At 70.6% G+C, this 12,769-nt stretch carries 14 protein-coding genes and 1 tRNA gene; 9 read left to right on the forward strand and 6 right to left on the reverse strand.

The genetic code is table 11. The annotated features are described in order from the left end of the window. From HW578_RS15140 to HW578_RS15150, 3 genes are all read left to right on the forward strand, one after another. The coding region (locus HW578_RS15140) for a M28 family metallopeptidase (protein WP_198371385.1) at positions 1-900 on the forward strand (900 nt) is incomplete at its 5' end. 152 nt (positions 901-1,052) lie between these two features. Beyond that, positions 1,053-2,756 carry a GMC family oxidoreductase gene (locus HW578_RS15145; RefSeq protein ID WP_198371386.1) on the forward strand — a complete coding sequence of 568 codons (1,704 nt, stop codon included), beginning with the start codon at positions 1,053-1,055 and terminating at the stop codon, positions 2,754-2,756. A 108-nt stretch (positions 2,757-2,864) separates the two neighbouring features. Next, a complete protein-coding gene (locus HW578_RS15150) occupies positions 2,865-3,899 on the forward strand; it encodes an amino acid ABC transporter substrate-binding protein (protein WP_198371387.1) in 1,035 nt (344 codons plus the stop codon). 102 nt (positions 3,900-4,001) lie between these two features. Here HW578_RS15150 and HW578_RS15155 read toward each other — a convergent pair whose 3' ends face one another. From HW578_RS15155 to HW578_RS15175, 5 genes are all read right to left on the reverse strand, one after another. Further along, a complete protein-coding gene (locus tag HW578_RS15155) occupies positions 4,002-4,376 on the reverse strand; it encodes a c-type cytochrome (RefSeq protein WP_198371388.1) in 375 nt (124 codons plus the stop codon). A gap of 26 nt (positions 4,377-4,402) precedes the next feature. Continuing rightward, a complete protein-coding gene (locus HW578_RS15160; RefSeq protein WP_198371389.1) occupies positions 4,403-5,425 on the reverse strand; it encodes a Vgb family protein in 1,023 nt (340 codons plus the stop codon). A 74-nt stretch (positions 5,426-5,499) separates the two neighbouring features. Further along, positions 5,500-5,865 carry a hypothetical protein gene (locus HW578_RS15165; RefSeq protein ID WP_198371390.1) on the reverse strand — a complete coding sequence of 122 codons (366 nt, stop codon included), beginning with the start codon at positions 5,863-5,865 and terminating at the stop codon, positions 5,500-5,502. A gap of 197 nt (positions 5,866-6,062) precedes the next feature. Beyond that, complete coding sequence (gene rpoH / locus HW578_RS15170) at positions 6,063-6,944, reverse strand: RNA polymerase sigma factor RpoH (protein WP_198371391.1); 882 nt, start codon at positions 6,942-6,944, stop codon at positions 6,063-6,065. Positions 6,945-7,175: 231 nt separating this feature from the next. Continuing rightward, positions 7,176-8,210, reverse strand: a complete 1,035-nt coding sequence (locus tag HW578_RS15175) for an RluA family pseudouridine synthase (RefSeq protein WP_198371392.1) — start codon at positions 8,208-8,210, stop codon at positions 7,176-7,178. Between HW578_RS15175 and HW578_RS15180 the strand changes: the two genes are divergently transcribed. From HW578_RS15180 to HW578_RS15205, 6 genes are all read left to right on the forward strand, one after another. Then, positions 8,197-8,469 (forward strand): hypothetical protein, encoded by a 273-nt coding sequence (locus HW578_RS15180; protein ID WP_198371393.1) that lies wholly within the window; start codon positions 8,197-8,199, stop codon positions 8,467-8,469. The genes HW578_RS15175 and HW578_RS15180 overlap by 14 nt on opposite strands. A 3-nt stretch (positions 8,470-8,472) precedes the next feature. Next, complete coding sequence (locus HW578_RS15185) at positions 8,473-8,643, forward strand: DUF2256 domain-containing protein (RefSeq protein ID WP_198371394.1); 171 nt, start codon at positions 8,473-8,475, stop codon at positions 8,641-8,643. Between the two features lie 41 nt (positions 8,644-8,684). Further along, a tRNA-Glu gene (locus HW578_RS15190) sits at positions 8,685-8,760 on the forward strand. 86 nt (positions 8,761-8,846) lie between these two features. Further along, a complete protein-coding gene (locus HW578_RS15195) occupies positions 8,847-10,430 on the forward strand; it encodes a DUF6538 domain-containing protein (RefSeq protein WP_198371395.1) in 1,584 nt (527 codons plus the stop codon). A 163-nt stretch (positions 10,431-10,593) separates the two neighbouring features. Beyond that, positions 10,594-10,860, forward strand: a complete 267-nt coding sequence (locus HW578_RS15200; RefSeq protein ID WP_198371396.1) for a hypothetical protein — start codon at positions 10,594-10,596, stop codon at positions 10,858-10,860. A gap of 4 nt (positions 10,861-10,864) precedes the next feature. Further along, on the forward strand, positions 10,865-11,308 hold the full coding sequence (locus HW578_RS15205) for a hypothetical protein (RefSeq protein WP_198371397.1): 444 nt from the start codon (positions 10,865-10,867) through the stop codon (positions 11,306-11,308). Here the strand turns inward: HW578_RS15205 and HW578_RS15210 are convergent. Beyond that, positions 11,300-12,409 (reverse strand): hypothetical protein, encoded by a 1,110-nt coding sequence (locus HW578_RS15210; protein WP_198371398.1) that lies wholly within the window; start codon positions 12,407-12,409, stop codon positions 11,300-11,302. The two genes, HW578_RS15205 and HW578_RS15210, sit on opposite strands and share 9 nt — an antisense overlap. Between the last annotated feature and the right edge of the window lie 360 nt (positions 12,410-12,769).

The following is a 12,769-nucleotide window of genomic DNA, read 5'->3' on the forward strand; positions in this document are numbered from 1 at the left end:
CGCGCCGTGTTGGCGCGCCATGAATATCCCTTCGCCGCCTGGACCGTGCATCGCCGCGTGAAGCTCGCCGGGGCGCAGGAGGCCGGTGCGGCAGCCTTCCTGATCGTGCAGCCGGAACCGGGCGTGGGCGCGGTGTCGGGATCCTCCGGGCGCAATGGCGGGCAGGGCATCCCCGCGCTCGGCATCAGCGCCGAGGCCGGCGCGCTGCTGGCCGAGGGGCGTCGCGTGCGCATCACGCTGCAGGGCGAGGATCATGCGGCGACGACGCCCACCCTTGTGCTGGACCTGCCCGGGCGCGGGCCTGATCGCGTGGTGCTCTCCGCGCATCTCGATGGCCATCCGATGGGCGAGAGCGCGATCGACAACGCGACGGGGCTCGCCGCCGCGCTGTGCCTCGCGCGCGCGGCGGCGCCGCTCGTCGAGGGCTGCCCGCGCGGGCTGACGGTCGCGATCTTCGGGGCGGAGGAATGGGCACTATCCGGCTCGCGCGCCTGGCTCGCGGCATTGCCCGCCGAAGTCCGCGCGCGCATGGCGGTGAACATCAACCTCGATTCCATCGCCGGCGGGGCACGGCTCACGGCGCTGACCAGCGGCTTCGCCGCACTCGGGCCGTTCCTGCGCGATGCGGCGGCGAAGGCCGGGCTGCCGATCGGCGTGCATGTGCCCCTGATGCGCAATTCCGACCACGCGAACTTCGCTGGGCACGGCATTCCGGCCGTACGGCTGGTGGCGGGGTTCGACGAGCCCGGCAGCGCGCTGCGCTACCTGCTGACCGCGGCGGATACGCGCGCGCTGGTGCCGATGCAGGAGCTGAAGGGCGCGACGGTCACGGCGGGGGCGCTGCTCTGGGCGGCGCTGAACGCGCCGGCGGAGGCGATGGCGGCGCTGCGGGCGGCCTGATGCCGCGAACCGGCGCGGCGCGGGGCAGGGGAGGGCGGGCGGGCGAGGGATCGCCCGGCTGTTCCACGCGTCCGCCGGCCGAGGCGCCCCCTTCCGCGAAGCGCCCGGCGGTGGTCTTTTCTCCGCGCTCTGGCTTTCGGGGGGAACCGGCCTTGTACGACTACATCATCATCGGCGGCGGCTCCGCCGGCTCGGTCCTGGCGCATCGCCTGTCCACGCCATCGGCCAACAAGGTGCTGCTCTGCGAGGCCGGCGTGGATACCCCGCCCGGCCAGGTGCCGGCCACCATCCTCGATACCTATCCGGGCCAGGCCTATTTCGACCCTCGCTTCCACTGGACCGAACTCAAGGTCCGCACCCAGGTCGTCTCGCACAACAACCCGACCGAGAAGCCGCCGCTGCGCAAGTACGAACAGGCCCGCGTGCTGGGCGGCGGGTCGTCGATCAACGGGCAGATGGCGAACCGCGGCGCGCCGCACGACTACGACGAATGGGAGGCGCGCGGTGCGGCCGGCTGGAACTGGGACGCGGTGCTGCCGTACTTCAGGAAGGTCGAGCGCGACCTCGACTTCGACAATGAATGGCATGGCAAGGATGGCCGCATCCCGGTGCGGCGCATCCCGGAAGCGCAGTGGCCGCTGCATTCCAAGGCCGCCGCGGAAGCCTTCCGCCAGGCCGGCTTCAAGGCGCTGCCCGACCAGAACGGCGCCTTCGAGGACGGCTTCTTCCCGCTGACCGTGAACGTGACCGAGACGCGCGTCTCGGCCGCGATCGGCTATCTCGATGCGCAGACCCGCGCGCGGCCGAACCTGACGATCAGCACCGAGACGCAGGTGATGGGCCTGCTGTTCGAGGGCACGCGCTGTGTCGGCGTGCGCGCGCTGGTGCGCGGCCAGGAACAGGAGTTCCGCGGGCGGGAGGTGATCCTGTCCACCGGCGCCATCCATTCCCCTGCACACCTGATGCGCGCGGGCATCGGCCCGGCGGGCCACCTGCGCGAGCGCGGCATCGAGGTGCGCGCCGACCTGCCCGGCGTGGGGCAGGGGCTGATGGACCACCCGGCCATCTCGCTGTCGTCCTTCATCCGGCCGGAGGCGCGGCTCAACCGCACCGATCTGCGCCGGCACATGCTGGTCGGGCTGCGATTCTCCTCGGGAATCGAGGGCGCGCCGGCAGGCGACATGTTCATGTCGGTGGCCAGCAAATCCGCCTGGCATGCGGTGGGCGAGCAGGTGGCCTCGATGCTGACCTGGGTGAACAAGACCTACTCGCAGCGCGGCCAGGTTCTGCTGAAGTCGACCGACTGGCGGGAGCATCCGGAGGTCGAGTTCAACCTGCTCTCGGACCGGCGCGACCTCGAGCGGCTGATGATCGGCTTCCGCCTCGCGGCCTCGCTGGTGCTGAGCCCGCCGCTCGCGGCCGTCACCACCGATCCCTTCCCGGCGGCGTATTCCGACCGGGTGCGGCGGATCGGCGTGGTGAACACGAAGAACCGCATCCTGACCTCGGTCATCGCGAAGTTCCTCGATGGGCCTGGCTTCCTGCGATCGGCCTTCATCGACCGCTTCGTCATCGAGGGGTTCCGGTTCAGGGAAGTGATGGAGGACGAGGACGCGCTGGAGGCCTTCATCCGCAAGGCCACCATCGGCGTGTGGCACGCCTCCTGTTCCTGCCGCATGGGGGCGGATGGCGACCCGATGGCGGTGGTGGATGCGGCCGGGCGCGTGCGGGGCGTGGACGGGCTGCGGGTGGTCGATGCCTCGGTCTTTCCGGTCGTCCCCTCGGCCAACACCAACTTCCCGACACTGATGACCGCCGAGAAGATGGCCGACGCAATTCTTGCGCAAGCGAACTGACAGCCCCCCGCAGACACCCTCTTGGCGCACGATCCCGAGGCCGGGCATGCTGTGCCGAGGCCGCTCAAACTCGGGCGGCTCCAGGGTCAACAACGGGAGACAATCAACATGACAGGACTTCGCACCCGCATCGCGGGTGTGGCCGCGGCTGCGGTCTTCGCCTTCGCGGGCCAGGCGCTGGCCCAGGGCGCCGCCGGCCCCGACACCGTCGCCGCCATCCGCGCCCGCGGGTCGCTGGTCTGCGGCGTCGCGATCAACTCCGCCGGCTTCGCGCTGCCCGACAGCCGCGGCGAGTTCCGCGGCCTCGACGTGGACACCTGCCGTGCGGTGGCCGTCGCCATCCTGGGCGATGCGACCAAGGTGCGCTTCGTGCCGAACACCTCGGTGCAGCGCTTCCCGATGCTGCAGTCGGGCGAGCTCGACATCCTGGTCCGCAACACGACCTGGACGCTGGGGCGCGAGACCTCGCTTGGCCTCGCCTTCGCCGGCATCAACTTCTATGACGGCCAGGGCTTCATGGTCCGGCGCAGCGCCAACGTGACCTCGGCCCGCCAGCTGGATGGCGCGACGGTCTGCGTGCAGCCCGGCACCACCACCGAGTTGAACCTGGCGGACTACTTCCGCACCAACCGGATGCGCTTCACCCCGGTCGTGATCGAGAACGTCGAGGAAATCCGCACGGCCTTCACCTCCGGCCGCTGCGACGCCTACACCAACGACGCCTCCTCGCTCGCCTCCTTCCGCGCGACGCAGCAGAACCCGAACGACTTCGTGCTGCTGCCCGAGATCATCTCCAAGGAGCCGCTCGGCCCCGTGGTGCGCAAGGGCGACTGGCGCTACTTCGACATCGTGCGCTGGAGCCTGTATGCGCAGATCGCCGCGGAGGAGCTCGGCATCACCAGCGCCAATGTCGAGGAGATGGCCCGCACCAGCCAGAACCCCGACGTGCAGCGCCTGCTCGGTCGCTCGGGCGACCTCGGCCGGTCGATGGGCCTGAGCAACGACTGGGCGCTGCAGATCATCCGCCAGGTCGGCAACTACGGCGAAATGTACGAGCGCAACATCACCCCGATCGGCATTCCGCGCGGGGTGAACAACCTGTGGAACAACGGCGGGCTGCACTACGCGCCGCCGATCCGCTGACGCACGCTTCCATCGCGTGATGGGGAAGGGGGCCGGGAGGCCCCCTTTTTCATGCCGGACGGGGCCGCGGGTCGCCGTGCCGTGCGCGGGCCGTACGACCGGTCAGCGCGACATCAGGAATTCGACCACGGCGCGGCGCGCGGCCGGATCGTCGATGCCGTTGCCGCCCATCCAGAGCCCGGGGAACATCTCCTCGGGATCCGCGAGGAAGCGGTCGAGGCGGTCCGCCGTCCAGTTCCCCGTCGCCGCGCGCAGCACCGGGGAATAGTCGAAGCCGGGGTCGCCGCCGACGCGCCGCCCGCGCAGCCCTGCCAGATGGGGGCCGGGACCCGCGGGCGCCGAGGCGCCGAGCGCATGGCAGGAGGCGCAGCGCGCATCGAATGCGGCACGGCCGTCCTGTGCGGCAGCGGGGCCGCCGCCCGCCAGGATGGCGGCCAGGACCAGCGCCGCGGCCGCGCTGGAGGACCATGCGGTCACGCGTGGCCTGCCGGAAGCCGCGCCCCTCACACCCCGTATTCGATCCGCACGATCCGGTCGGTGCCGCTCTCGCCGCCCCAGGCCTCGCCGTTGATGCCATCCATCTGGCGTACATTCGCGCCAGCCCGGTCGGAGGGGAAGGCGGTGAAGGTCTCGGTCATCGGGTCGAAGCGCAGGATGGCATTGGCCGGGAAATCCGTGAGCCAGACCTTGTCGGTCGGATCGACCCAGACCGAATAGGCGCGCGGGCGTTCGCCCGGCAGGCGCCACACCCCCCAGCGGCTGGTCATGGGGTCGAACACCGAGACATTGCCGCTGTTCCATTCGCTGATCCAAAGCCGGCCGCGGCTGTCGGTCCAGACGCGCCGCGCACCCTGGTTCGGCGTGGGCGGCTCGACGATGCGCACGCTCAGCGCCTGCGCGGTGGTGGCCTCGATGTCGATCTGCGCCAGGTGGTTGCCGGCCAGCGAGACGTACCAGACGGTGCCCTGCGGTGTCCTGGTGATGCCATAGGGGCCGCGCCCGCGCGGCGCTTCCCACACGTCCATGCGCTCGGTGGCGGGGACGAAGCGGCCGACCACGCCGTTCTGGCCGGTGAACCAGAACACGCCCCGGTGGTCGAAGACGCCGGTGTTGAGATTCGCGTTCGCGAAGCGCTCGGGCAGCTTCCAGACCTGCACGCGGTGGTCGCGCGGGTCGACGCGGGCGATGGCGTTCTGCCCGCCCTCGGTCACCCAGGCGGCGCCGTCGGGGCCACGGACCACGCCGTGCGGCGCAGCGCGTTCCGCCCCCGGCGCGCGCAGGTCGATGGGGTGCACGGTGCCGGTGCGCGGATCGAGCCGGTTCAGCGTGCCGTTGCGCTGGCCGCAGAACCACATCGTGCCATCGCCCGCAGCGGTGACGTCGCGCGACCCGACCCGGCCGGAGCCCGGCGTGGCGGCGTTGAAATAGGTGATGCGAAAGCCAGCGGGAGTGGCCGAGGCCTGGCGGGGCAGCAGCGGCGCGCCGCCGGCCGCGGTGCCCAGGGCAAGCAGGTGGCGACGGAGCATGGCGGTCCTCCCCGATGTGCTGGCCACCCGCATCTCGGCCTCGGCCGGGCGCATCGCAAGGGGCCGGCGCGACGTCATCCGCCGGGCGGCGGGGCGACCGGGAGGGCAGGGGCGTAGGGTTCGATGCGGTAGGTCTCCTGCCGCAGGATCGACACGCGCGCGGTCGTGGCGTAGCGCGTGGACCCATCCGGCGCGCGGCCGACCACGTAGCGCCAGGCGCCGAGCTGCCCCTGCCCCGCGAGCGCGCGGCCGAGGCGCTCCGCCTCCGGCCCGCTGCCCAGGGCCGCTAGCTCGGCTGCCGTAAGGCCGATGATGATGTCATCGCGCTGTGAGACCACGCGGAACAGGCGGATGGCTGGGGCGGGGTCCTGCGCTGCCGCGGCGCCGGCGAGGGCGATCATCGGCGCTGCCAGGACGATTCGGCGGGGCGGGCGGGTCATGCGGGCATCCTCCGGTGCGGGCGCGGCGTCGCGGCCCGGGGCGGATGTTACGACGCCGAGCGGGGAAGGCGACACCCGAAGCTGCCCAGGGATCGGGCGGACGCATTGGGGCAGCGCCGGCGCGATGCCCTCCCGCGGACGCGAAAGGGGCGGCGGGTTGCCCCGCCGCCCCGTCGCAACACCATGGACCCGTCGGGTCAGCCGACCGTCAGGCGGCGCTCCGTCACCTGCTGCTTCATCGACTTCTGCAGCTTCTCGAAGGCGCGGACCTCGATCTGGCGGACGCGCTCGCGGCTGATGCCGTATTGCTGCGAGAGCTCCTCGAGCGTGGTCGGCTCCTCCTTGAGGCGGCGCTCGATCAGGATGTGGCGCTCACGTTCGTTGAGCGTCTTGAGCGCGCCGTTGAGCAGGTCACGGCGGTTGGACATGTCCTCCCGCTCGGCCAGCTCGGTCTCCTGGCTCTCGCCGTCATCGACCAGCCAGTCCTGCCACTCGCCCTCGCTGTCGGCGCGCACGGGGGCGTTCAGGCTCTGGTCGGAGCTGGCCAGGCGGCGGTTCATGCTGATCACGTCCTGCTCCGGCACCGCCAGGGCATGGGCGATCTTCGCCACCTGCTCGTCCTTGAGGTCGCCTTCCTCGAGAGCGGACATCTGCGCCTTGAGCCGGCGCAGGTTGAAGAACAGCTTCTTCTGCGACGCCGTGGTGCCCATCTTCACGAGGGACCAGGAATGCAGGATGTATTCTTGAATGGCGGCGCGGATCCACCACATCGCGTAGGTGGCCAGGCGGAAGCCACGCTCCGGGTCGAAGCGTTTCACCGCCTGCATCATGCCGACATTGCCCTCGGAGATCAGTTCGCCGACCGGCAGGCCGTAGCCGCGGTAGCCCATCGCAATCTTCGCCACCAGGCGCAGATGCGAGGTCACCAGCTTATGGGCGGCCTTCTCGTCGCCGTGGTCTTTCCAGCGGCGGGCGAGGGCGAGTTCCTCCTCCGGCGCCAGCATGGGGAACTTGCGGATGTCCTGCAGATAGCGGGAGAGGTTGCCCTCGGTCGCCATCGGGATCGACATGGAAGCCATGGTCTCATCTGCCTCCTGGGCTGCCCGGACCGCCCGTGATGGCGGGGCCCGCGCTGGCCGAAAACTCGTTTACGTCAGCCTTCCTCAGGGCCCTCGCCTTGGGCCGCCTGCCCCGGTCACGTCCGGGCCGGGCCGGATGGGGCGCCTTTTCTGGCACCCTTCGGAATCCGACGCAGAGATTTTAGCGGCCGCGGCGGTGCGGCGCAAGAAAAACCGAGTGCAATAGTCGGGTTACTGCGCGTTACCATCGAGCAACGCGATCAGCGCGGCCATGTCGGGCGGCAGCGGGCTGGCGAAGGAGAGCGCCTGGCCGGTGACCGGGTGGTTGAAGCCCAGCGTCGCCGCGTGCAGCGCCTGGCGCGGGAAGGCGAGCAGCGCGGCGCGGGCGGCCTCCGGCAGCAGGCGGGCGGCGGCGGGGGCGCGGCGGAGATAGACCGGGTCGCCCACGATCGGGTGGCCGATATGCGCCAGGTGGACGCGGATCTGGTGGGTGCGCCCGGTGAGCAGCCGGCATTCCACCAGAGCCACCGCCGCCCCCCAGGCGCGTTGCACGGCGTAGCGCGTGGTGGCGGACTTGCCGCCGCGCTCGACCACCGCCATCCGCTTGCGGTCGCCGGGGTGGCGGCCGATCGGGGCCACGACCTCCCCGCTGGTGGGCGCGGGCAGGCCCCAGGCGAGGGCGAGGTAGGCGCGGTCGAGGTCGCGATTCGCGAAGGCTTCGGACAGGGTGCGGTGGGCACGTTCGGTCTTGGCGGCGACCATCACGCCCGAGGTGTCCTTGTCGAGGCGGTGCACGATGCCTGGGCGCTTTTCGCCGCCGATGCCGGGCAGGTCGTCCCCCGCATGGGCGAGCAGGGCGTTGACCAGCGTGCCGTCGAGGTTGCCCGGCGCGGGGTGCACGACCAGGCCCGCGGGCTTGTCCACCACGATCAGGTCGGCATCCTCGAACAGGATGGTCAGCGGGATGGCCTGGGGAAGCGGGGTGGCGGCGACGGGCGCGGGAATGTCGATCGCGTAGCGTGCGCCCGCGCGCACGGTCTCGGAGGGGTCGGTGAGTGGTGCGCCGTCACGGCTCGCTCGCCCTTCCTCGATCAATGCCTTGACGCGGGAGCGCGAGAGCGAACCTATCGCGTCCGCGAGGAAGCGGTCGGCGCGCATGCCGGCGGCCTCGGGCGGGGCGAGGGCTTCGACGCGCCCGGCGGCATTGGACTGGGGGGGTGGCGTGGCGGCGCTCAAGGCATTGGTGATCGGGATGGGGCTGCTCATTGTCGCGGGCACCGTGACGCTGGTGGTGCTGCTCGTCCAGCGCGCGGGCGTCTCGCCCGCGGAGCGGGCGGCGAGTGTCGCGCCGGAGGCGCGCCCGGTGAACATGGCGCTGGGCGCGCCCGAGGGCAGCCGGATCGGCGGCATCGCGCCGGCCGGTGGGGCGCTGGCGATCTGGGTGGTGCGCCCGGATGGCGAGCGCGTGGTGCTGGTGGATCCCGCCAGCGGGCGGCGCACCGGCGAGATCCGGCTGCGGGATTAGCCGATGGCGCACCACAAGCCGAACCTGCCGCAGAAGCCCTGCGCCGCCTGCGGGCGGCCCTTCGCCTGGCGGAAGAAATGGGCGCGGGTATGGGAGGAAGTGCGGTTCTGTTCCGATGCCTGCCGGGAAGGACGGCGGGATGCGGCGCGCCGCGTCGTGAAGAAGGGCGCTTGATCCCGGCAAGGGAGGGGGCTAGAAGCGCGCCTCCGGCCAGGGTCCCCTTCGTCTAGAGGCCTAGGACACCGCCCTCTCACGGCGGTAACAGGGGTTCGAATCCCCTAGGGGACGCCAGATCGGCCCTAAGCGGTTGATTGGGCTGGAAGTTCAGGATATCCAAGGGTTTGTACGCCGTCTCGTGGTCCAACGAGGTGGTACAAATGGTCTTGACCATGACACGCCCGACGAAGCGTCCGCGATCGGCAGTCTACCGGGCACGCAAGGCGGTGCCGCAGGGCCTCCGCGCCGTCGTCGGCAAGCGCGAACTGATCGAGACGCTGGGCACCAGGGACCCGCAGGAAGCCAAGCGGCTGCTGCCAGCGGTACTGGCGCGCTTCGATGCCATCCTGACAGCGGCCCGCGCCGAGATCGGCGGCAATCTCACGCGCCTGCCACCCCGGGAGGTCGCCGAGATTGCCGGCGAGGTCTACCGGGAGGCGGTCAGGGAGGCCGAGGCCGCCCCCGGCACCGTGAAGGCGCGCGAGTACGCACAGGACGCGCTCTTGGATCGCCTGGAGGGTGACCACGGGGACAGCGTCGAAGATCAGCGCGAGTTCAGCCCGACGCCAGACGACGTCGCGGAGGCCCGGGCGACGCTGGCCGAACGCGGGGTCGCCACCGATGCGGAGACCCTGCGAGGCTTGGCGCGGGCGATCTTCAGTGCGCGGACCTTCGCCGCCGCGGTGGCCATTCGCCGGGCATCCGACGACTGGTCCACTGACCCCGATGGAGCGCGCTTTCCCCTGCCGGCACCGCACGCCGCGCCACCAGTGCCTCCTGCGCCGACGCCTGGCGGTCCCGCCCCCAAGCTCACCACGGCGGACCTCCTTCGGCGCTTCGCGGCGGACTCTCCGCAGCAGCCGAAGACGATGGTGAAGCGAGAGGCAGCGCTGCGCCACCTGGTGGCGGCAGCCGGGCACGACGACACCGGGCGCATCGGGAAGCCCGACATTCTCGCCATGAAGACTGCCCGCCTTGCCACGGTCGGCGTGGCGACTGTGACAGCCGAAATCGGCTCGCTTCGGCCGGTCTGGACGTGGGGCATTGCCAATGGCGTGCTGCCGGAGGGTCCCAACCCGTTCGCCGGCATGAGCCCGCGCGGCAGGAAGACCAACAAGGCTGCCCGCCTTCCGTTCGACGAACGTGATGCCGCCATGCTCCTTGAGGCGGCGCGGCGTGAGACAGGGTGGCTCCGATGGGTGCCCTGGGTGCTCGCATTCACGGGTGCTCGACTCGGCGAGGTCTGTGACGCTGCGGCGGGTGACGTTCGCGAGGAGTGGGGCGTCTGGGTACTGGCAGTCCATGAGGAAGCTGAGGGCCGGACGATCAAGACACGGCAGTCGCAACGGCTGGTCCCGCTCGCCGACGCGCTCATCCACGAAGGCTTTGTTGCGTATGCCCGGTCGCTTCCTGCCGGATCGCCCCTGTTCCCCGGCTTGGGGGTCGGTACGTGGGGCAAGCGGAGTTCCACGGCGACGAAGCGCTTGGGGCGGTGGATGCGGGGCCTGGGTGTGACAGACCCCCGCAAGGTCGCCGGCCATTCGTGGAGGCACCGCATGAAGGACCGCCTGCGCTTCGCCCGCGTCCCCGCAGAGGCCGCCGACGCGATCCTCGGGCACGACAACCCGGTGAACGCGGGGTCGGGCTACGGCGATGGCTGGCGAGGCCGGCCGGACGAACTTGCAGTGGAACTTGCGAAGGTGGAGCTGGTCCCCCGCGGCTTGATTGTTGCGACCGTCCTTTGAGCCCTCGATGATGTCGATCCGTCACACGGGGCTCCCGATGCGTCTTGCCGCTGCGTTACTCGCCGTCGCCCTGCTGTCTGGGTGCGCTCACCGATTAACGATCCAGGCGCCCGACGGTTCGGGAGGCGAGGGTCAGGCGTCCCGCGGTACCGGCTCCGGGTCCATGGAGTTGGTGATTGACGGGAAGCGGTACGTCGGCCGGTGGACCGCGGCGACCGAGGGCGGGGTGGGGTTCGGGACGTTGCTCGCGGGGAGCCGCATGGCGACGGCAAGTTCGGTCGCGGTGGGCGGGTCTCGTGGGCTCGCGCTGCTTCGCTCCCCGGAAGGCGGCACGCTGCGCTGTGAATTCATCTACTCGGGCCTGAGCGCCGCCGGTTTCGGCGTCTGCCAGGACGGGGCGGGAAAGACCTTCGACCTGATGATCGGGTAGTGCCATGCGCTTCTGGACTCGAGAGATAGCCATCGTCTTTGGCCTTCTGACCTTGCTGTGGGGGCCGAACGCTGCGGCCCAGCAAACGCCCGCGCAGCGACAAGCAGGTCTGAACATCCACGGCGAATTGATGCAATGCGCACCCTTCTTCGAGCTGCTTGCCGTTTGCATGCGGACGAGGCCGGATGTTCCAGCCTCGGAGGCCACCGCCCGCAGCTATCAGAGCCGGGCCGCCGACTTCCAAGACCTCGGTGCGCGTATCGGCTTGGGTCTGGGCCTAACGCCGGACGCGATAGCATCGCGGTATCGCATGAACATGGAGACCATGATCCGACTGACTGAACAGCAGCCCTGCGAGAACCTAGCATCGTTGATGTCGCGATTTCAGAGCATGTGCTCGGAATACTCAAGCAATCCCGAGCGCGCCATGAGCCGGCATCTACGATGACCCTTCAACGGTCAGCCCCGGCGTGAACCCGGCCAGCCGCTCGAATGCCTCCGTCAGTGCAACCCTGGCGACCGCCACGGCACTGCGCGGCACGATCAACCCGTCATGCATCGGAAGCGAGAGCACCCCGTGCCCCTCTCGGAGTGTCCGAATGGCGTCAGTCAGCGCCTCGGCTTCGATGCCGGCAAGCCAGTGGGGCAGCACGCGCCGCGCGTCTCCGTGCCGCTCGACAAGCATGGCAGGGACCAGCGCCGCCGGGTCCGCCAGCACCGGGTGCTTCGCAACGACGGCGCGCGCTACGTCCCTCGGATGGTGATCGGCGAAGATGCGGCCAGCACCCCTGGGCACTCGCACCACTGGCGATCCCTTGCCGAGCGTCGCGACGATCCACCGCTTGACTACCGGCCGCGGTACTCCGGGCACGTCGTAGGGATCGGCGCCGGGAGGTAGCGGTTGCCCGGACAGCGCCGCCAAGATGGACAGGTGGCAGGACTTGACGTCGACCTCCGCCACCGCCTCACCGTTCATCCGGATGGTGGCGATGCGTTCGCGCTCCGGCATCGTCTGGTAGGCACCGTCGGTCCCGGCTGCGTACCAACGTCCATGGAGTGTCCACCCGCCGATAAAGAGCCGACGCCATCGCGGGGGGCAGCACCCGGTGACAGCCCAACGCGCTGCCATCGCGTTTTGCGCCTCGACGTCGGCGCGGATGGACACTGCGGCCACGTCCTCGACGGCGACGGGCATCCGTCTTTTCGCCCCCCGCGTCCCGCGCTTCAGGTCGAGCACACGCATCTCCACCGCATGCTTCACCACCGGCGGCGTCGTGGGCGGCACGCTGCGGAAAGCCGCCGCGACGTCCCCCGGGCATACCCCGGAAGGCTCGGCAAGGCGAAGCAGGGCGTCCGTCGGCCAGTAACGACCCGCAAGCCGCGTCGAGGTCTTCGGGTCGTCGCGCTCCCATCCTTCCGCTTCGTAGGAGATACCCGCCCGATGGCCGACCAGACCGGCCGCAATGAGAGCGCCCGTCACCGCCACGAACTGCCGCGCCCCCACAGGCGCCCCGGTGAATGCGGCGCTCATGCGGGACCGGAAGGCCATGCGTGGTTCGCTTGAGGCCCACCGGTGGAGGATTCCCCCGACGACGGCCGCCACGGCCTGCCCAAGCTTCACCGTTCCGACCGGGCCGCGCCGGTTCGTTCTGCCCCGTGACACGTGCGGCGCAATGAGGGTCTGCACGGCCTCCACCAGGGCGACCGCCTCTGGAGCCTCTGCAACCCGCGTGAGCGACAGGTGCAGGGCTTCGCGGAAGTCAGCACCGCATGGTAGGCGATTGACCCTGCCCCCCAAAAGCCCTCGTTCATGAGCAGAGCCTGTTCTCCATTTGCCCCGACGCGGGGCGGGTTGCAAAGGCTGCTGGGGTGAGCCCGTTCAGGCTCGTGTGTGGGCGGGCCGTGTTGT

The organism is Roseomonas rosulenta (genome assembly GCF_016106005.1).
Lineage (GTDB): Bacteria > Pseudomonadota > Alphaproteobacteria > Acetobacterales > Acetobacteraceae > Neoroseomonas > Neoroseomonas rosulenta.